We start from the raw sequence: 18,198 nt of genomic DNA on the forward strand, positions 1-18,198 counted from the left end.
GAACATGACCGACAATAGCAGCGGAAAAGGCGGGACGCGCCGCCGCAAGGGTTCAGCCATTGCGGCGATCGATACCGGCGCACGGCGCGGGCTGCGGACGCGCGTCAAAAGTGCCAAGGGACGCAAGATTTCCTCGACCCGCTGGCTCGACCGGCAACTGAACGATCCCTATGTGCAGGAAGCCAAGCGCCTTGGCTATCGGTCGCGTGCGGCCTTCAAGCTGATTGAAATCAACAATCAGTTCGATCTGCTGCGTCCGGGCATGCGCATTGTCGACCTTGGCGCGGCACCGGGCGGCTGGACGCAGGTTGCGGTTGACATGGTCGGTTCAAAACAGGGACGCGGTCAGGTCGTCGGGCTTGATATTCTGGAATGGGAAGGTCTTTCCGGTGCAACCTGTTTGCAGGCCGACTTCCTTGATCCTGCAGCGCCTGACATGATCAAGCAGGCCCTTGATGGGCCGGTTGATGCCGTGATCTCCGATATGTCGCCCGAAACCACCGGCCATCGCCAGACCGACCATATCCGTATTATCGATCTGGTCGAACATGCATTGCTGTTTGCCGAAGAAGTTCTGGCACCGGGCGGTATTTTCATCGCCAAGGTGTTCAAGGGCGGTACGGAAAATGATCTTTTGAATCGGGTCAAAAAGAACTTCCGCGTATCCAAACATGCCAAACCACCGGCATCACGCCCCGAAAGCCCGGAAGCTTATCTGATTGCAACCGGCTTCCGCGGGCAAAACAATGCCGCCGATGACATTGCCAATGCAGAGTTGCGCGAAGACGACGGCTGGTCGCCGGTCGGCTAAGTTCATGAAAAGGTAAAATGCAAAGCGCGCCACAAGATCGGCGCGCTTTTTTATTTGCAAAAATTCGCTTTCATCCCGCTTGGGTTGTGTCGCGGGTGAAATATTCCGCAATCCGATTGCGCTAAGTCAAGAAGTGGCAATCCGGCATCTTCTATACATTGGTCTAGCAAATAGTCTCCGCACCGGATGAAATTGACGCAGAATTGCGCGACCCGGGCGGGGTTTCGCTATGACAGGATCGGTTGTGGGACCATTGATCCGTGAACGGGGTGCAATTGATGAAACAGGATCAGCTTTTTCTGACCGGTGTTGAACGTCATTTTGGCGATAATGAAATTATCGTCAGCAAGACCGACACCAAGGGACGTATTACTTACGCAAATGATGTCTTTCTGCGGGTCGCAGGATATCGTGAAAAGGATATTCTGGGCCAGCCGCACAGCATTATCCGCCATCCCGACATGCCGCGCTGCGTGTTCGCCTTACTGTGGGACACGATTTCCAAGGGGCGCGAGATTTTCGCCTATGTGATCAATCGCTCGGCGAACGGGGATCATTACTGGGTGCTGGCCAATGTCACGCCGACCTTCGGACCGAATGGCAATATCGTTGGTTATCATTCCAATCGTCGGGTACCCCGCCGCGAAGCGGTTGAACAGGTTATCCCGCTTTATGCCGATCTTCGTGCAGAAGAAGAACGCGAACGTAATCGCAAGGACGGCATGGCGCGCAGTACACAAAAACTTGGCAATCTTCTGGGGCAGGCAGGCATCGACTATGATCAGTTTGTTTTCACTCTCTAATCTGCGACGGATTTTGATTTCTGGCCTGATGCTGGCCTTTGGTCTGATTGGTGCACTTCTGATGGCGCCAACGCATGCACCGTTTGTTTCTTTGATTGCGACGATTGCGCTTCTGGTCATGGCTTTGATTGGTACGGTTGCCCTCACGCGTCACAAGCGGATCATTGATGAACTGCATGATATCGTCCATGACGCTGCCGATGGCAAAATGGGTGTCAGGGTCAATAATCGTCAAACACAGGGTTATCTTGCGCCCCTGCAAAATGCCGTGAACCAGTTACTTGACCTGACCGAGGCGTTCGCCAAGGAAGCCGCAGGTGCCATGGGCCATGCATCGCGGGGATCCTATTATCGCAAAATCCTGCCAAGGGGACTGCGCGGTGATCTGATCGGCTATGCCGGGACGGTCAATGCCGCCCTTGATGCCATGCATGAAAAAACCAGAAACTTCAGCGATAGCGCCGGGCGTATCGGTGATGATATCCAGTCGGTGGTTGGTTCGGTCTCGAACAGTGCAAAACAGCTAAGTGACAGTTCCGATTTTCTGTCCCGGCAGGTCAGTCGCATCGCCGAACAGGCCAACGATATGCGCCTTGCTGCCGATGACAGTACCGAGGCCCTGAACGGCATCGCGGTTGCCACCGAACAATTCAGTGCCTCCATTCGTCAGATCGGCGCGCAGATCAATGGTTCCGCCGAACTGGCCGAAGCCGCGGTTAGCCGGGCCCGTGTTGCCGATAATCACATCACGCGTCTTGATGACATGGCGCTTCGCGTGACCAAGGTGGTCGAACTGATCACCGATGTCGCCGATCAGACCAATCTTCTGGCCCTGAACGCCACCATAGAGGCCGCCCGTGCCGGCGAAGCAGGCAAGGGTTTTGCCGTTGTCGCGACCGAGGTCAAAAACCTGGCGTCCCAGACATCGCGTGCCGCCGAACAGGTGATTGGTGAAATCGGCGAAATGCAGTCAATGACCCGCGAAGCCGTTTCATCGGTGCGCGAGATCAATGAAAAGATCAGCGAAATCGATAGCGGTGCGCGTCTGGTTGCCGAAGCCGCCCGCGAACAGACCGAAGTTGTCGGTGCGATCAGTGACCGGATCGATCAGGCGGTGCGACGCATGCAAACCATTGCGGCCATCCTTGCTGACGTTGCCAGCGGCACGACCGAGTCCGGCTCTGTCGTCCTGCAACTCCATAGCGAGGCGATAAATCTTCTGGGGCAGGCCGATTCACTTGATGGTGATGTACGCCGGTTTATCGACAAGGTGCTCAACGTTCCGGATGCTGCGACCGCGTAAAACAGGGGCGGGCGGCTTTCGCGATTGCGGCAAACGCTTGGTCTGCCTTGCAAAATTCGGGGGTGATCCGGGCATAAAAATGGGGCTGCGCCAGATAGCAGCCCCATCTACCAGTTTCTAACGGAACTGCCCGGATAATGCAGCAATAAAATAACAGGGCTGCTATGGGCGCAGAAAACTTGGCATAAAGGCCATAACGTGTATAAGTTCCGCGCCAACTCAGATTAACGAGGTGGCCCCATATGACCCGCATTGCAGAAGCCCTGACGTTTGATGACGTTTTGATCAAACCCGCCGCCAGCGAAGTGCTGCCGGCGCAGGTGCAGACCAACACCCGCATTACCAAAAATATCGACCTGCGCATTCCGCTTCTGTCGTCCGCAATGGACACAGTGACCGAAAGCCCGATGGCGATTGTTATGGCGCAGCATGGTGGTATGGGGGTCATTCACAAGAACCTCGATATCGCACAGCAGGCCGAACAAGTTCGCCGCGTAAAGAAATTTGAATCCGGTATGGTCGTCAACCCGATCACCATTCACCCGGATCAGACGCTCGCCGATGCGCTGGACCTGATGGACATCAACCACATTTCCGGTATTCCGGTTGTTGAACGCGCCAGCAACAAGCTGGTCGGCATTCTGACCAACCGAGATGTGCGTTTTGCGTCCAACCGTTCGCAACCGGTTTCCGAACTGATGACCCACGAAAATCTGGTTACGGTAACGGAAAATGTCGAAACCGAAGAAGCCAAAAAACTTCTGCACCAGCATCGCATTGAAAAGCTTCTGGTGGTTGACGAAGCCTATCGCTGCACCGGCCTGATTACCGTCAAGGACATCGAAAAAGCCAAATTGCATCCGAATGCCTGCAAGGATGAAAGCGGTCGTCTGCGTGTTGCCGCGGCAACCGGCGTTGGCGAAAGCGGCTTTGAACGGGCAATGGCGCTGGTTGAAGCGGGTGTTGACGTACTGGTCATTGATACCGCACATGGCCATTCCGCCGGTGTGATCAAGGCAGTCGAATATATCAAATCAAAGATCGGCAATACCCAGATCATCGCCGGTAACGTTGCCACCCCCGAAGCCGTCAAGGCACTGGCCGAAGCCGGTGCGGACGCGGTCAAGGTCGGCATCGGTCCGGGGTCGATCTGCACCACCCGCATTGTTGCCGGTGTGGGTGTGCCGCAATTGACGGCCATCCTTGAATGTGCGGAAATCGGTCACAAGCTTGACGTTCCGATCATTGCCGATGGCGGTATCAAGTTTTCGGGCGATATTGCCAAGGCAATGGCCGCCGGTGCGAGCACCTGCATGGTTGGCTCACTTCTGGCCGGTACCGACGAAGCCCCAGGCGAAGTCATCCTGTATCAGGGCCGTTCGTACAAATCCTATCGCGGGATGGGGTCGGTCGGTGCGATGGCACGCGGGTCTGCGGACCGTTACTTCCAGCAGGATGTTCAGGACAACCTGAAACTCGTCCCCGAGGGCATCGAAGGCCGCGTACCGTATAAAGGTCCGGCCGGTCAGATCATCCATCAGATGGTTGGCGGTCTTAAGGCATCGATGGGCTATACCGGTTCGGCAACGCTTGCCGATTTCCGTGAACGGGCCCAGTTCGTTCGCATCACCAATGCGGGCCTGCGCGAAAGCCATGCCCATGACGTGACCATCACCCGCGAGGCCCCGAATTACCGTCCTGGTAACTAATCGCGGGCACGCTGATCAATTGGCTGGGCTGCCTTGCGCTTGTCGCTGTTGGCGAATGGCCCAACCCGTGATATCAGCGGGCACAAGTTTCAGGTGGCGGCAGGCAATCCTGCCGTCATCGCCTTTTTTATCGTATGGTGTTTACTTGAATTCCCATATCGGGACAGGAACATCACACTCAGACAGGTTGGACATTCGTTTTGAAACCCGGTGCACGTATCGCGGCTGTCATTGAACTCTATGACGGCTGGACCCAGACCAGAGACGACGCAGACCGCGTCATTTCCGGCTATTTTGGCAATCGCCGTTATATCGGTGGTGGCGATCGTCGCGAGATCAGCGAACGTTTCTATAACTTGATCCGCCATCAGGCGCGTCTGGGCTGGTGGCTTGCCGAATGCGGATATGAGTTTCAGGACGGTCGTGCGCGCATGATCGCCGAACTGGTCTTGCAGGACAAACGCAAGGCCGAAGACATTTCAAGCATGTTCAATGGTGAGGAGTTCTGCCCGAACCCGCTGCATCCGGCAGAAAATCATCTGATCAACAAGCTGACTGGCAAGACGCTTGATCATGACGGCCAGCCAGGTGCGGTCAAAACCGAATTGCCGAAATGGCTTTATGCCGAACTGCTGAAACTCCATCACGAAAACCTTCCGGCTGAAATGGCGGCCTATAATCAGCCCGCCAAACTTGATCTGCGCGTTAACCGCCTTCAGGGCACGGTTGAAGACGCAATCAAATCGCTTGAAGCCGATGGCATCCACAATATCGAAAGAACGCCTTATGCGCCCAACGGCCTGCGTCTGCCGCTTGGTGTGAATATGCTGGTTACGGCGGCCTATAAGGATGGCTTGATCGAAATCCAGGACGAGGCATCGCAGATTTGCGTGCGGCTGGTCGATGCCAAGCCGGGCATGCATATCCTTGATATGTGCGCGGGCGGTGGCGGCAAGACGCTTGGCATGGCGTCCGACATGCGCGGCAAGGGCCATATCCTTGCCTGCGACACCCATGGCGGTCGTCTGGATAATTCGCGCAAGCGTGCCAAACGTGCCGGTGCCGGTGACTGTATTCAGCAGCGCATCATCGCTGATGAACGCGATAGCTGGCTTCGCAACAAATCCGGTTTCTTTGATCGTGTGTTGCTTGATGTTCCTTGTTCGGGGCTTGGTACCCTGCGCCGTAACCCGGCACTGCGCTGGCGTATCGGGCAGCGCGATATCCGCACCCTGATGGCAAATCAAAGCAAGATATTGAAGGCCGGTGCGGCAAAGGTGACCAAGGGCGGGCGTCTGATTTACGCGACCTGTTCGATCATGCCCGAAGAAAACGAACGCCTGATCGAGACCTTCATGCGGGATCGCAAGGATTTCAGACCGGTTCCGATCAGTGAAATCTGGCCCGACGCCCCCAAATCCGTTCCGGTACCCGGTGGCAAGGACAAGCCGTGGCTTCGCCTGTCGCCTAATGTTCATGGTACGGATGGTTTCTTTGTCGCGGTGTTTGAACGCACAGCCAAAGGCAAGGTGAAATAATGACAATGGCGGCCATGGTCATCGCAAACAACCCGATGTCCGATACCGCCCTTGGTCTGCTCGCAAACTGCAAAATTGCGGCAAGAAAAATGGCCCTGTCCCGAATGGGGACAGGGCCAATTCTTTTCACAACTGCATTTTACCGTGAACGCGATGTGAAGATTGGATCTTCCACAGTTTACCCGACCGGTTTTTTATTCCGTCTTGGGTGCAGCTTCGCCACCGGTGGTGCCGCCGTCATTCTGCGGCATCAGTTCCAGCGGGCTGCTATCTTCGCCTGCATTGCCATCAAGACCCTTCATGCCCGGAACTTCCTGATTGTCGTCCGGCAGGACAGTGTTCGGCGCTTCGCCGGTTTCGGCTGCCGGGGCATCAGGTGCCGGGGTCATGGTATCGCTTTTTTCAGTACCGGTTTCGGTGCCAAACAGCGACGCCGGGTTGTTGGTCTCGGACTGGGTCATTGCAATGGCCGTTGCCGCACCGGCGACCAGAAGAAGGCCAGCGACGGCAAGCGCGATTTTACTGCCTTTGTTCTGTGTCATTTGTCTGTGTCCCTTTGCATGGTCAAACTTGATTTGCTCATGATTTCTAATTCTGTCGGACGCGGTTATCTCCGTGCTCCGTTGGAAACCAAGTTACAGACGCATTGCGCAGGAAAAAGGGACCAATTGTGCTCTTTTCGGGGGCGTTCCGGCAGGAAAAGGCCGCAATTGTCCCTAAATGCCGGAATTCGGCATCAGAATTTCATGAATGCATCCCAAGGTAACCGTTTGCGCCGGGTTGCCGAGACGGATGGTTTGGCGTATGTACGGCGCAACCCCATACTCGACGGAGATACGGCCCGATGACAGATCGCGTGCTGATTATTGATTTTGGATCGCAGGTCACCCAGCTGATTGCACGCCGCGTGCGCGAAAGCGGTGTCTATAGCGAAATCCACCCCTTCAACAATGTCTCGGATGCTTTCCTTGACGAATACGCGCCCAAGGCCGTGATCCTTTCGGGTGGTCCCGCATCGGTCCATTGGGACAAGGCACCCTCGGCTCCGGCAAAGGTGTTCGAGCTTGGCGTGCCGGTGCTTGGTATCTGCTATGGTCAGCAGACCATGGTCAACCAGCTTGGCGGCAAGGTCGCAACGTCCGATCACCGTGAATTCGGTCGTGCCTTTGTCGATGTCATCGAAGACTGCGCGCTGTTCACCGGCATCTGGGCCGAAGGTGCCCGCGAACAGGTCTGGATGAGCCACGGCGACCGTGTCGATGCGCTTCCTGACGGGTTCCGCGTTGTTGGCAAATCCGAAGGCGCACCGTTTGCCGCCATCGCCAATGACGACAAGAAATTCTACGCCGTGCAGTTCCACCCCGAAGTGGTCCACACCCCGCATGGTGCGCAGCTGCTTAAAAACTTCACGCATGGCGTTGCCGGTTGCTCTGGCGACTGGACGATGAACGCCTATAAAGACGACGCCATTGCCAAAATCCGCAAACAGGTCGGCGATGGCAAGGTCATTTGCGGTCTTTCGGGTGGTGTTGACAGCTCTGTCACCGCGGTTCTGATCCACGAAGCGATTGGCGATCAGCTGACCTGCGTGTTTGTCGATCATGGTTTCATGCGCTCGGGCGAGGCTGATCAGGTCGTCACCCTGTTCCGCGACCATTACAATATTCCGCTGGTGCATGTTGACGCGTCCGAAACCTTTATCGGCGCGATTGAAGGCGAAATTGATCCGGAAACCAAACGCAAGACCATTGGCCGTCTGTTCATCGAAGTGTTCGAAGAAGAAGCCAAGAAAATCGGTGGTGCCGATTTCCTTGCACAGGGGACCCTTTACCCGGACGTGATCGAAAGCGTGTCTTTCACCGGCGGCCCGTCTGTCACCATCAAATCACACCACAATGTCGGCGGCCTTCCGGAACGCATGAACATGCAACTGGTCGAACCGCTGCGTGAATTGTTCAAGGACGAAGTCCGTGACCTTGGTCGTGAACTGGGTCTGCCAGACAGCTTTGTTGGCCGTCACCCGTTCCCTGGACCGGGCCTCGCCATCCGCATCCCCGGCCAGCCGATCACGCGCGAAAAGCTTGATATCCTGCGCAAGGCCGATGCGATCTATCTCGAAGAAATCCGTAATGCCGGTCTCTATGACGCCATCTGGCAGGCCTTCGCGGTGCTGCTCCCGGTCCGTACCGTTGGCGTGATGGGCGATGGTCGCACCTATGACTATGCCTGTGCGCTGCGCGCGGTCACCTCGACCGACGGCATGACCGCCGACTTCTTCGCCTTCCCGTCGGAACTGCTTGGCCGCATCGCCAACCGGATCATCAACGAGGTCAACGGTATCAACCGCGTCACCTATGACTACACCTCGAAACCACCGGGAACGATTGAGTGGGAATAAGCTTTCCGATCATCGGAAATGACAGCGGCGCGTCCATTGGGCGCGCCGTTTTGTTTGGGGCTGTTCTAATAACCTGGCCCATCCGAGCCGCAATCCCCTGTCGAATTGCATGCATTCGATAAAACCTGCTGAACGCTGCGCTGCCAGTTAAATGTCAGGCAGGAGGATAGCGACAGGGTCGCAAATAGTGCGGCGATAAGGGCAAGGTGGCGCATGGTGGCCCCCGTTTTCTTTCGGGTGGTTTAAGCCGGTATCAGACGACGACATGATACCAGAACCCGGTCGCAATGTCGTCGCCATAGTCCTGTGGCTCACAAGCCCGCAATCAGATCTTTTTGACAAATTCGGATTTAAGCTTCATCGGGCCAAATCCGTCGATCTTGCAATCGATATTGTGGTCGCCTTCGACAAGGCGGATATTCTTGACCTTGGTGCCGACCTTAAGCGGTTGAGACGCACCCTTGACCTTCAGATCCTTGATGATCGAAACCGTATCGCCGTCAACAAGCACATTGCCATTGGCATCCTTGTATTCGGTTTGATCGCCACTTGACGCGGTTTGCTGCGACCATTCATGGGCGCATTCCGGGCAAATCAGCAATTCACCATCTTCGTAGGTATAGGGCGACTGGCATTTGGGGCAGGGGGGTAACGTGCTCACGGCAGATCCTTGGGTAAAAGCGTTAAGTCATGACCCTACCCGTTCCGGTTTGGCCGCCTATCTCGTAACGCCCGAAACCCGGCTTGTCGAGAGTTTGCGCCGACAATTACGACCCGAATAATTGCGAGACAAAGGCAAGCGTCGCAAACAGGCTGACAAAATAGGCAATGGATCGCACGCCATTGATCCCCGGAACGCGCGTGATCCCGGCAACATAGAACCCGGCATGTGCGATACGGGCGAGGGTAAAGACAACTGCGCAAGCCACAGTGACAGTGTTAGAAATGCCGATTGCATGCGCGACCAGAACGATAATCGCAAACGGCACCAGATTTTCCAGATGGTTCTGATGGGCGCGCAGGCCACGGGCAGCCAAGCCCTGCCGTTCGGGCAGATTGTCGCGATTGCCCAAAAGGCGTTTGCCGCCGACCTGCTTGCCATAGGACCAATTGTAAACCCACGGGAAAGCAAGGCAGAAAAGGGCGTTGAAAACGAGAAGGGCAAGTTCGATGGTCACGGAAACACCTTTTGGTGATGGTCTATCCAAGCCATACGCAGGAAAAAGGGCAGGCGATCAAACTTTTGCGCCGCGAGGCGTGCGTGTTTTATCAAGCTGATCGCCCGAAAGTGCTTATTCTTCTGCGGCCTTGCGAAGGGCCGGGAGCCCGACACCGGCCGTTTCAAACCCGCCATCGGCCGCGATCACCTGACCGGTAACGTAGCTCGCCTTGTCGGAGCATAAAAACGAAATCACCTCGGCGATTTCGCGTTCGTTACCGAATCGGCCAAGCGGCATGGCGTCAAGATAGGCCGATATGATTTCCGGCGAATGGACCGCCATGGCAAGCTTGGTTTTGACTGGGCCGGGGCAGACGCAGTTGGATCGCACCCCGAAATCGCCAAGCTCGATCGCCTGCTGTTTTGTCAGGTGAATGACGGCGGCCTTCGATGTGCCATAAGCGACCCGAAGGGTAGATGCCCGAAGCCCGGAAATAGAGCCGATATTGACAATCGCGCCCTTGGTCTGCTTCAGAGCAGGGATTGCCGCCTGTGAGACAAGAAAAACACCATCAAGATTGGTTTCCATGATCCGGCGCCACGCGCTGAAGTCGGTTTCACCAATTGGCAGGAAATCGGCAACCCCGGCATTATTGACGACCGCATCAATCTGTCCGAACTCGGTCAGGACCTCGTCGATCATCAGATCGACCTGTTCGGGGATTGATACGTCATATTCAAATGCCTTGGCATTTGCGATATCACGACATGATTTGCGAAGTTCCGCGCTGTCGCGATCAATCATCGCAACCTGCCAGCCCTGTTCGATAAAAAGATGTGTGGTGGCAAGTCCGATGCCGCGCGCGGCACCTGTTACGAGGGCAACCTTGTTTTCCATTCACGTCTTCCCTGATAACAGCCGTTAAACAGGCTGCTTGGTTTCTTATGAAGGACGGCCCCCTGTTAACCGGGCCCGCCATGATCACAAGAGCTTACAGGTCGTCGGCAACGAATTCCAGAAGATCACCGGGTTGGCAATCAAGTTCCCGACAAATCGCGGCAAGCGTTTCAAACCTGACCCCGCGCACCTTGCCTGATTTCAGAAGCGACAGGTTCTGTTCGGTCACCCCGATCCGGCTGGCAAGGTCCTTGGATTTCATCTTTCGCAGGGCAAGCATCACGTCTAGCCGGACAATGATCGCCATCAGACGAAGCTCCTGTTTTCGTCTTCGATACGGGTGGCTTCACCCAGTACCCATGCAATCACCAGAAGCAGCCCACCCAGAAACAGCGTGCTGGCTTCGGCATTACTCAGCCCGATCGACAGTACCCGTTCGCCTTCTGGCCGAGTTATGGTTGCCAGCACGGATGTCAGAGCGCCTGAAATCGGCTTGATCAGGGTCTGTGCCATAAGGGCCACGGAAAATGCTTTCAGATGGGCAATCGGGGCAAGCTGGAAAACATGGTTTTCGGCAAAAGACAGGAACATCTTGCGCAACCGCCAAAGCCCATAGGCCATAACAAGTGTCGGCAGCATCATCGATGCCATCACGGCATATTTCTGCCATCCGGAAAGGGCGCGCAATTCTTCGAGGCTTATGGTCATCTGGCTGGCGCTGGTATCAATCCAGCCATCCACATGCCATATCAGCGGCACGAGACAGATTTCGAAAACAACGCCGATAAGGCATACCCAGCCAAGTATGCGGCTGACGGTGCGGACATTTTTCAAGGTGTCGGACATGACGGGGCTCCATCCGGAAACAATCAGGGGATATTTTAATGACGAATAAAATTCATTAATTAAAATAAAACATGAATTTTTTATCGAAATGAGTCAACCCGGATTTTTGTCCGTAGTAGTGCTTTGACCGTCAGGTGGTCGATGCCTAGCCAAAATGCAGACAAAAAAATGCAGCCGGGGCGGTTGAAACACCCGGCTGCAGAAGGAATGGCGGGGAGGGGAGGAAAACCCGCCAGGGAAGAGAGGGAGACGAAAAAGTCTGGCTGCTTCCAGCGCGGCGTCGTTAATGCCGTTTGGAAGAGATCATCGCGTCCCACGCACCTTGCAAACGTTGTTTGGCTTCACGAAAACGCTGCAGGGATTCTTGCGGGATATCACCGCTATGATCCTTGATCTCGCTCCAGGCGGCATCCATGTCATCCCACGCCTGAACAACCTCGCTTGGCAATTGTTCAAGCCCGGCTTCGGATTCCTTGCAATGGGCTGTAAGGCCGAATTCCCAATCCTTGAATTCCTGATGGAGCTTGGCGTGCTCCGGAAGGGGACGGGCTGTCATGGGAGCCTCCTTTTGCTTTTCCAGACAATTTCAATCTGGCGCGTAATCATGTCATCGATTTGCAATGAAAAGGCGATTTTGGGGCATTCTCTATAAAGGGCATAAAACCGGCAATTTACCTGCCAGTCATATCGTTCCATGCTTTTTCAAGATTTGCGGTCGCCTTGTGGAACTGCTCTGCGGTGGCGTTGCTTGCGGCATCGCCTTCGGCCTTAAGCTTTTCCCACGCCTCATTCATCTCGTTATAGGTGCCGGTTACCTCTTTGGGCAGATTTCCGACCTGCATGTCGTTTTTCGCGCAGTAACCGGCAACATTCCGTTCCCAGCTGTCGTGGGACTGGCGCAGATTAAAAATGTCGAGTGCTGTTTGCTCTTGCATCGGTGTGTCTCCTTGTTCTGGTGGGCACTTTCGATGATGTGTCATACCTGTAACGTTCCCTGCGTGGCGGAGTTCCATGCACGCAAACATCAAGTCCCCTTGCCAAGCGATGCAGGGCGTGGAAAATAGGGGCATGTCACAAAGCAAAGCAAAATCACGTAAAGTCGAAGTCACACCGGCCCGCCCGGTCGTGGTCAGCGCCAATAATGATGGTGACGGTTGTCAGGAATGCGATACCGCCGCACGTCTTGGCCTTTCCACCGAACAGGGGGAAGCCGTAACGCGTGATGCGTCGCGCGCCACCGGTCATAACCTGTCGCTGCCCGATATCGAGGCGGCGGCAAAAATCTTTGCGCTTTTGGGGGATGCCGGGCGGTTGCAGCTTGTTCTGCGCTGCATGGAAAAACCGCAAACCGTTGGCGAACTGGCCGAGGCATCGGGCATGTCGCAGTCGCTTACCAGCCATCATCTGCGTCAGTTGCGCGATCAGCGCATTCTGGCCTCCGAGCGCAACGGGCGTCATATCTTCTATCAGATTGATGACGAACATATTTCCCGTGTTGTTCGAGATGTCTTTGCCCACGTCACACACGACTAAGCCACCCCCGCACTGATCTTTGCGGGCATTCCAGTCGCAGATCGACAATCGGGCGAATATGTTCGGCAAATGATCACCCGGCCTGCGTGGTTTTCACATTGCACTTGCGCAAAATTACCGTCATAAACGAATGGCTTGGTTTTTCCCGCTCTGCTCGGGGTTGGGAAACGAAGAGGGAATTTGGAAAGCCGTCTGTTTGACGGTCAAAGCCAAAGCCGCCCCCGCGACTGTATGCGACGAGTGCCCGCCATCATACCACTTGCGAAAGCAGGGAAGGTCGGCGACGCATGAAGACCCGCAAGCCAGGAGACCTGCCAGGCATGGACCCGAACCGACTGTCGGGTGTGACAGCAAAGGAGATTTCTATGACCACGCAGACCGCGGCATTTGCCGTTTCGAAAAAATCCGTTCTTCTGCCGATCCTTGCCTGTGCCGTTTTCGGCATGGCGATTGTCTTTGTGACCGGCCACGTTCAGGCGGACCTGCTTCATGACGCGGCACACGATGTGCGCCACGCGACCGGCTTTCCCTGCCACTAAGTCATGTTCACACGCATAGTAACCAGCGCGTTGTTCGCTGGTGCTGCAGCGGGGCTTATTGCGGCCCTGCTACAGCTGTATTTTGTGCAGCCCGTTTTGCTGCATGCGGAGCTGTATGAAACCGGTGCCCTTGTGCATTTCGGCGGTGACGCGGTTAGCGCGCATCAGGATGTCGGCGGGATTGATCCGCTGCGTGACGGGCTAAGCATCCTGTTCACCATGCTGGTCTATACCGGCTATGCACTGATCCTGATCGCGGCCATGGCCTTTGCCGAAAATCGTGGTCATGTGGTGACGGCGCGCAATGGCATCATCTGGGGCATTGCAGGGTTTGTCATCGTGCATTTCGCACCGGGCTTCACCTTGGCGCCAGAGGTGCCCGGTGTTGCTGCGGCCGATGTCTATGAACGGCAAATCTGGTGGTTTGCGACGGTGGCAACCGCGGCACTTGCGGTTTGGCTGATCGCCTTTGGCCGGAACTGGCTGGCGTGGGGGGCGGCGGTTGTTCTGCTTCTGGCGCCCCATGTTATCGGTGCGCCGGAACCCGATCAGTTCAGCGGTCCCGTGCCGACCGAACTCGGCGCGCTGTTTGCTGCGCGTGCCTTTGGTATCGGGGCGGTGGCCTGGGTGTTGACCGGGCTGTTTGCCGGGCATTTCTGGCGGCGTGAAGCCGACCGGGAAGCGTAAAACGCAATCACATTGATCAGGCGCGGTATATTCCGCGCCTGTTTTCTTTCATTGATTTGTCTGGATAAACGAAATGCCACGTTCACTTGCTCTTTTCGGGATCGGGCTTGTTTTTGGCGGCGGGATTGGCTTTCTGGTGGCGGCGGGCAATGGCATCACCCTTGATGGTCATGACCATTCCGATCCGCGCGCGCATGGGGAAAGTGCCCATGGTGATACGCATGACACGATGAATGTCAACGGTGCCCATGCCAGCCATGATGCCGTCATTTCACTGCCCGATGCCGTTGATGCGCCAAGGCTTGATGTTGCCATTGCGCCCGATCCGGTCAGTGGCTGGAACCTGCATCTCTTGGTGCAGAATTTCCGTTTTGCCCCCGAACATGCCAGCAGTCCCCATATCCCGGGCGAGGGACATGCTCATGTCTATGTTAACGGCACCAAGATCGCCCGCCTGTATGGCCCGTGGCTTCATATCGCAGACCTTCCAGCGGGCGATAATGAGGTTATCGTGACCCTTACGGCCAATGACCATAGCCAGCTTGCCGTTGGCGATAAGCCACTGCGTCAGGTCATGACTGTTTCGGTTGCGCCATAATCACAGGGCCGGGATACGGGCCTTAAGGCAAAATCGAAGACGTCCGCAGCCGCGTGCGTCTTCGATCCATCCATCCGGGGCGTTCAGATATTCCCGGCAGGTGGCAATGATATCGTCAATATCACGATGTGCCGATAATCCGGCAAAAAGATAACTTGCCCGCCCGGTTCCCTGAAGTGCAACCGATGTCGGGTCGCTGCATGATCCCATGCAGTCAACCTGCGTGATTTCAAACGTTTCGGGCAATTCCGCCTGATCAAGTGCCGTGCCTAACTGCCGCACAAAACCATCCGCATCGACAAAATCCATCTTTGGGTCCGGATCAGCATCAGGTGCTGGTTGGCAGGTTTTGCAAATGACAATACGGGGCATGCGGCGGTTGGCCTTGGTTCTTAAATCGGGTGGTCACTATGGCCGCAGTGCTGGCGTAATTCATCAACTTTTTCGGGGCGTCGGGCATTGTGTGTGATAACATTCAAATCATGGTTTGAATGTTCTTGACTCACTAATATATGAATTGTTATTTGAATGTGATGCATGAATATAAATTTGAATGTTGGCGAGGTCCAGAATGTTCGTCATCGTAAAATGGGATCAGTTCCCGGCCATTGGAAATTGTGAAAGCTGCAAGTCATCGCTGATTGCGTCGCTCAACATTGCTGTGCCTGGACAAAGCTTTGTTGCTGCCGCCGATGGCCTGCACGCGCAGTCCGAACTGAGTGGCGAGGACCAGGGCGCGGTTGATGATGTGCTGGCCCGTCATCGTGACGGCATTTCGCATCGTCATTGGGCCGTGTCGGGCATGGATTGCGGGTCCTGTGTGGCGAAAATTGAAACCGCGCTTTCCAAACGTGATGGCGTGCAATGTGTTGATGTATCAATGATGCGTGAAACGGTCACGCTGGGCCTTCGCAATGATAGTGCCGAAACGCGTTCCGATATCAGCACCATGCTGACCAAATTGGGTTATCCGGCAAAGGAAAAGGTAATTCCGGGGGCGGGGAAATCATCCGAAGCCGCTTGCTGCGCTGGCGGTTCCTGTGGTTCTGCCAATCCGGCTGCGACGGATAATGCCGCGTCGCAAGATACCGATGCCAATGACAAATCCCTGCTGCGCAAACTGGCCCCCTGGCCGGAAGCCGGGGACGAAATTGCATGGGCAGCGATCTGGCTGGTTCTGGGCGGGTTGGTCGGCTGGCTGGTTCCGGCCACCGATGCCTATGCCATGTCGGTTGCATCGATCATTGCGGCATTGCCGGTGATGAAATCGGCATTCCGTCTGGCAGTAAGCGGGGCGTTCTTTTCCATCGAACTGTTGATGAGTGTCGCGGTGCTTGGCGCGGTCGCGATTGGCGAAAGTCTTGAAGCCGGGATGGTTGTGCTGCTGTTTGCGATTGGCGAAAGCCTCGAGGGTGTCGCCGCAGGCCGTGCGCGCAGCGGTGTCAAATCGCTGATGAAACTGGCCCCGGAGACTGCGCGGCGGGTTTCACCATCTGGTGGTGGCTTTGATACGGTTGCACCCTCGGTGCTTGCGCTTGACGACATCGTTGAAGTCCGCCCCGGCGAACGCATCCCGGCGGATGGTATCCTGACTGTCGGCTCGGCTGAAATCGATAACAGCCACCTGACCGGGGAATCCGTTCCGGTTGCCTCTGAACCGGGGGGCGAGGTTTTTGCCGGTGCCATCGTCACAGATCGCCCGGTACGCCTGCGCGTGACCCGCGCTGCCGGGCAAACCATGCTGGATCGCGTGATCGATCTGGTCGAACAAAGCGAAAAGCACAAGGCACCGGTCGAGCGTTTCGTTGCCAAATTCGCCCGTATCTATACGCCAATCATCATGGCGCTTGCGGCCCTTACGGTCGTTGTTCCACCGGTTCTGTTCGGGCAAGGCTGGGAAGAATGGATCTATCGCGGGCTGGCCCTGCTTCTGATCGGCTGCCCCTGTGCCTTGGTGATCTCCACACCGGCGGCGGTGACATCGGCCCTTGCCCGTGCATCCAGGATCGGCCTGCTGGTTAAAGGCGGTGCAGCACTTGAGGCCATCGGGGCCGTACGCACCATGGCGTTTGATAAAACTGGCACGCTGACCGAAGGCAAGCCGAAGCTGACGGCAATGATGTCGGTGGGTGATATGGACGAGGACCGGTTGCTTGCCATTGCCGCCGCCCTTGAAACCGTGACCTCCCACCCGCTGGCAAAGGCGGTGGTCAATGCGGCGACGGAAAACAAACTTGATCTGCCGGAAATCACCGATGCGCGAACCATCGCCGGTGCCGGGGTCGAAGCCCGGATTGATGGCACGCTTTATCGTGTCGGGGCGGCCAAACGCCTTGATATCAAACCGGCTGCCGAAGTTGCCGACTGGCTAGCCGCACAGGAAGACGCCGGTAGCACGGCCGTTGTCGTCCTACGTGATGGCGATGTCATTGGCGCGCTTGCGTTGCGCGATATCGCACGCGCCGATGCAAAGGATGCACTTGGCAAACTGAACGCCTTGGGCATCAGCCCGCTGATGCTGACCGGCGATGCCGAACGTGTCGCCAAACGTATGGCTGGTGAACTTGGCATTGATTACCGGGCGCAGCTTCTGCCCGAAGACAAGCTGAACGTGCTGGCCGAATTGCGCAATGATCCGGCGCGAAAGGGGCCGATTGCCATGGTGGGTGACGGCATCAATGATGCCCCGGCGCTGAAATCGGCCGATGTTGGCATCGCAATTGGCGGGGGTACGGATATTGCGCTTGAGGCCGCCGATGCGGTGGCGGTCAAGGACCGGCTTTCGGATGTTGTCAATCTGGTGAAGCTGTCCCGCAGTACACGTCGCGTGATCCGCGAAAATATCGCGCTGGCGCTGGGGCTCAAGGCTGTCTTTCTGGTCACAAGCATCACTGGCCTGACCGGGCTGTGGCTTGCGGTGATGGCCGATACCGGCGCAACTGTTCTGGTGACGCTTAACAGTCTGCGGTTGCTGATTGCGCTACGCAACCGCTGATCCTCATCTCGGGGAAACTGCATCATAAACCTATAGAATATCGGCCACTATTGCATCTCGTGATAGTGGCCGATTTCTTTTTGCTACCTTCCGCGCGGCGACTCCCGATCTGCCCTGTGTGCGAGACCTTCATTTTGCGCAGAAATATGCGGAAAACGTCCTGTTTTTACAGGACGTGCAGGTCATGGCATCCACGAAAATCCGCTGACCGGAGGGGCCGGGCAACAAAATCACTACACTTCAAAAACCAAGGGAAGCTGCGGGTTTCGCAAAAGCGAATTGACATGGCTAGATTTTGGTTTCAAGTTAAATCCGTAACAACGATATTAATTCCGTTATAGCGGAAAACCGGGACTCATCAAAAACGGTTGGCTCTTTTCA

At 56.0% G+C, this 18,198-nt stretch carries 20 protein-coding genes and 1 riboswitch; of the genes, 11 read left to right on the top strand and 9 right to left on the bottom strand.

Annotated features, from left to right (window positions below; genetic code table 11):
* Window positions 1-4 precede the first annotated feature (4 nt).
* The 5 genes from SMB34_RS18830 (at window position 5) to SMB34_RS18850 (ending at window position 6,164) form a co-directional block, all read left to right on the top strand.
* The gene (locus tag SMB34_RS18830) at window positions 5-811 is read left to right on the top strand and encodes an RlmE family RNA methyltransferase (RefSeq protein ID WP_007090790.1); all 807 of its coding nucleotides are present in this window, start codon (window positions 5-7) and stop codon (window positions 809-811) included.
* 278 nt (window positions 812-1,089) lie between these two features.
* The gene (locus SMB34_RS18835; RefSeq protein WP_007090791.1) at window positions 1,090-1,614 is read left to right on the top strand and encodes a PAS domain-containing protein; all 525 of its coding nucleotides are present in this window, start codon (window positions 1,090-1,092) and stop codon (window positions 1,612-1,614) included.
* Window positions 1,589-2,917, top strand: coding sequence for a methyl-accepting chemotaxis protein (locus tag SMB34_RS18840; RefSeq protein WP_084716699.1), 1,329 nt, complete (start codon window positions 1,589-1,591; stop codon window positions 2,915-2,917). Before SMB34_RS18835 ends, SMB34_RS18840 begins: the two co-directional genes overlap by 26 nt.
* 242 nt (window positions 2,918-3,159) lie before the next feature.
* A complete protein-coding gene (gene guaB, locus SMB34_RS18845; protein WP_037992357.1) occupies window positions 3,160-4,626 on the top strand; it encodes an IMP dehydrogenase in 1,467 nt (488 codons plus the stop codon).
* A gap of 200 nt (window positions 4,627-4,826) precedes the next feature.
* Entirely contained in the window at window positions 4,827-6,164 is a 1,338-nt protein-coding gene (locus SMB34_RS18850; protein ID WP_037992360.1) for an RsmB/NOP family class I SAM-dependent RNA methyltransferase, read from the top strand.
* A gap of 194 nt (window positions 6,165-6,358) precedes the next feature.
* Here SMB34_RS18850 and SMB34_RS18855 read toward each other — a convergent pair whose 3' ends face one another.
* Window positions 6,359-6,706, bottom strand: a complete 348-nt coding sequence (locus SMB34_RS18855; RefSeq protein WP_037992361.1) for a hypothetical protein — start codon at window positions 6,704-6,706, stop codon at window positions 6,359-6,361.
* Window positions 6,707-7,008: 302 nt separating this feature from the next.
* Here SMB34_RS18855 and guaA point away from each other — a divergent pair, with 302 nt between their 5' ends.
* A complete protein-coding gene (gene guaA, locus SMB34_RS18860; RefSeq protein WP_037992363.1) occupies window positions 7,009-8,562 on the top strand; it encodes a glutamine-hydrolyzing GMP synthase in 1,554 nt (517 codons plus the stop codon).
* A 325-nt stretch (window positions 8,563-8,887) separates the two neighbouring features.
* On the opposite strand, the gene SMB34_RS18865 is transcribed toward guaA, so the two are convergent.
* The 7 genes from SMB34_RS18865 to SMB34_RS18895 form a co-directional block, all read right to left on the bottom strand.
* Window positions 8,888-9,223, bottom strand: coding sequence for a zinc ribbon domain-containing protein YjdM (locus SMB34_RS18865; RefSeq protein WP_037992364.1), 336 nt, complete (start codon window positions 9,221-9,223; stop codon window positions 8,888-8,890).
* 106 nt (window positions 9,224-9,329) lie between these two features.
* Window positions 9,330-9,740: an MAPEG family protein gene (locus SMB34_RS18870; protein ID WP_037992367.1), complete on the bottom strand. Its 411-nt coding sequence runs from the start codon at window positions 9,738-9,740 to the stop codon at window positions 9,330-9,332.
* 114 nt (window positions 9,741-9,854) lie between these two features.
* Complete coding sequence (locus SMB34_RS18875; protein WP_037992369.1) at window positions 9,855-10,619, bottom strand: SDR family NAD(P)-dependent oxidoreductase; 765 nt, start codon at window positions 10,617-10,619, stop codon at window positions 9,855-9,857.
* A gap of 94 nt (window positions 10,620-10,713) precedes the next feature.
* Entirely contained in the window at window positions 10,714-10,926 is a 213-nt protein-coding gene (locus tag SMB34_RS18880; RefSeq protein ID WP_037992372.1) for a helix-turn-helix domain-containing protein, read from the bottom strand.
* Complete coding sequence (locus tag SMB34_RS18885) at window positions 10,926-11,465, bottom strand: DUF2975 domain-containing protein (protein ID WP_037992374.1); 540 nt, start codon at window positions 11,463-11,465, stop codon at window positions 10,926-10,928. The genes SMB34_RS18880 and SMB34_RS18885 overlap by 1 nt, the downstream gene beginning before the upstream one ends.
* Window positions 11,466-11,748: 283 nt before the next feature.
* Window positions 11,749-12,021 (bottom strand): hypothetical protein, encoded by a 273-nt coding sequence (locus SMB34_RS18890; RefSeq protein WP_007090803.1) that lies wholly within the window; start codon window positions 12,019-12,021, stop codon window positions 11,749-11,751.
* A 115-nt stretch (window positions 12,022-12,136) separates the two neighbouring features.
* A complete protein-coding gene (locus SMB34_RS18895; RefSeq protein WP_037992376.1) occupies window positions 12,137-12,400 on the bottom strand; it encodes a hypothetical protein in 264 nt (87 codons plus the stop codon).
* A gap of 133 nt (window positions 12,401-12,533) precedes the next feature.
* Here SMB34_RS18895 and SMB34_RS18900 point away from each other — a divergent pair, with 133 nt between their 5' ends.
* From SMB34_RS18900 to SMB34_RS18915, 4 genes are all read left to right on the top strand, one after another.
* Window positions 12,534-12,998 carry an ArsR/SmtB family transcription factor gene (locus SMB34_RS18900; protein WP_037992465.1) on the top strand — a complete coding sequence of 155 codons (465 nt, stop codon included), beginning with the start codon at window positions 12,534-12,536 and terminating at the stop codon, window positions 12,996-12,998.
* A 120-nt stretch (window positions 12,999-13,118) separates the two neighbouring features.
* A riboswitch (cobalamin riboswitch) is annotated at window positions 13,119-13,331 on the top strand.
* Between the two features lie 32 nt (window positions 13,332-13,363).
* A complete protein-coding gene (locus SMB34_RS18905; protein WP_007090806.1) occupies window positions 13,364-13,537 on the top strand; it encodes a CbtB domain-containing protein in 174 nt (57 codons plus the stop codon).
* A gap of 3 nt (window positions 13,538-13,540) precedes the next feature.
* Window positions 13,541-14,224, top strand: a complete 684-nt coding sequence (locus SMB34_RS18910; protein WP_037992379.1) for a CbtA family protein — start codon at window positions 13,541-13,543, stop codon at window positions 14,222-14,224.
* Between the two features lie 73 nt (window positions 14,225-14,297).
* Window positions 14,298-14,822 (top strand): hypothetical protein, encoded by a 525-nt coding sequence (locus SMB34_RS18915; protein ID WP_037992381.1) that lies wholly within the window; start codon window positions 14,298-14,300, stop codon window positions 14,820-14,822.
* On the opposite strand, the gene SMB34_RS18920 is transcribed toward SMB34_RS18915, so the two are convergent.
* Window positions 14,823-15,194: a DUF1636 family protein gene (locus SMB34_RS18920; protein WP_076519564.1), complete on the bottom strand. Its 372-nt coding sequence runs from the start codon at window positions 15,192-15,194 to the stop codon at window positions 14,823-14,825. It lies immediately after the preceding gene.
* Window positions 15,195-15,393: 199 nt separating this feature from the next.
* On the opposite strand from SMB34_RS18920, the gene SMB34_RS18925 reads away from it, so the two are divergent.
* The gene (locus SMB34_RS18925; RefSeq protein ID WP_051682421.1) at window positions 15,394-17,817 is read left to right on the top strand and encodes a heavy metal translocating P-type ATPase; all 2,424 of its coding nucleotides are present in this window, start codon (window positions 15,394-15,396) and stop codon (window positions 17,815-17,817) included.
* Window positions 17,818-18,198: the final 381 nt, after the last annotated feature.

Origin of the sequence: Thalassospira permensis NBRC 106175, assembly GCF_000714555.1 — a bacterium.
Classification (GTDB): Bacteria; Pseudomonadota; Alphaproteobacteria; order Rhodospirillales; family Thalassospiraceae; genus Thalassospira; species Thalassospira xiamenensis.

Excerpts from the sequence above, each read along its gene's own strand:
- SMB34_RS18830 (WP_007090790.1), top strand. The coding sequence starts at position 5 with ATGACCGACAATAGCAGCGGAAAAGGCGGGACGCGCCGCCGCAAGGGT.
- SMB34_RS18835 (WP_007090791.1), top strand. The coding sequence starts at position 1,090 with ATGAAACAGGATCAGCTTTTTCTGACCGGTGTTGAACGTCATTTTGGC.
- SMB34_RS18840 (WP_084716699.1), top strand. The coding sequence starts at position 1,589 with ATGATCAGTTTGTTTTCACTCTCTAATCTGCGACGGATTTTGATTTCT.
- guaB (WP_037992357.1), top strand. The coding sequence starts at position 3,160 with ATGACCCGCATTGCAGAAGCCCTGACGTTTGATGACGTTTTGATCAAA.
- SMB34_RS18855 (WP_037992361.1), bottom strand. The coding sequence starts at position 6,706 with ATGACACAGAACAAAGGCAGTAAAATCGCGCTTGCCGTCGCTGGCCTT.
- guaA (WP_037992363.1), top strand. The coding sequence starts at position 7,009 with ATGACAGATCGCGTGCTGATTATTGATTTTGGATCGCAGGTCACCCAG.
- SMB34_RS18875 (WP_037992369.1), bottom strand. The coding sequence starts at position 10,619 with ATGGAAAACAAGGTTGCCCTCGTAACAGGTGCCGCGCGCGGCATCGGA.
- SMB34_RS18880 (WP_037992372.1), bottom strand. The coding sequence starts at position 10,926 with ATGGCGATCATTGTCCGGCTAGACGTGATGCTTGCCCTGCGAAAGATG.
- SMB34_RS18885 (WP_037992374.1), bottom strand. The coding sequence starts at position 11,465 with ATGTCCGACACCTTGAAAAATGTCCGCACCGTCAGCCGCATACTTGGC.
- SMB34_RS18890 (WP_007090803.1), bottom strand. The coding sequence starts at position 12,021 with ATGACAGCCCGTCCCCTTCCGGAGCACGCCAAGCTCCATCAGGAATTC.
- SMB34_RS18895 (WP_037992376.1), bottom strand. The coding sequence starts at position 12,400 with ATGCAAGAGCAAACAGCACTCGACATTTTTAATCTGCGCCAGTCCCAC.
- SMB34_RS18900 (WP_037992465.1), top strand. The coding sequence starts at position 12,534 with ATGTCACAAAGCAAAGCAAAATCACGTAAAGTCGAAGTCACACCGGCC.
- SMB34_RS18905 (WP_007090806.1), top strand. The coding sequence starts at position 13,364 with ATGACCACGCAGACCGCGGCATTTGCCGTTTCGAAAAAATCCGTTCTT.
- SMB34_RS18910 (WP_037992379.1), top strand. The coding sequence starts at position 13,541 with ATGTTCACACGCATAGTAACCAGCGCGTTGTTCGCTGGTGCTGCAGCG.
- SMB34_RS18915 (WP_037992381.1), top strand. The coding sequence starts at position 14,298 with ATGCCACGTTCACTTGCTCTTTTCGGGATCGGGCTTGTTTTTGGCGGC.
- SMB34_RS18920 (WP_076519564.1), bottom strand. The coding sequence starts at position 15,194 with ATGCCCCGTATTGTCATTTGCAAAACCTGCCAACCAGCACCTGATGCT.
- SMB34_RS18925 (WP_051682421.1), top strand. The coding sequence starts at position 15,394 with ATGTTCGTCATCGTAAAATGGGATCAGTTCCCGGCCATTGGAAATTGT.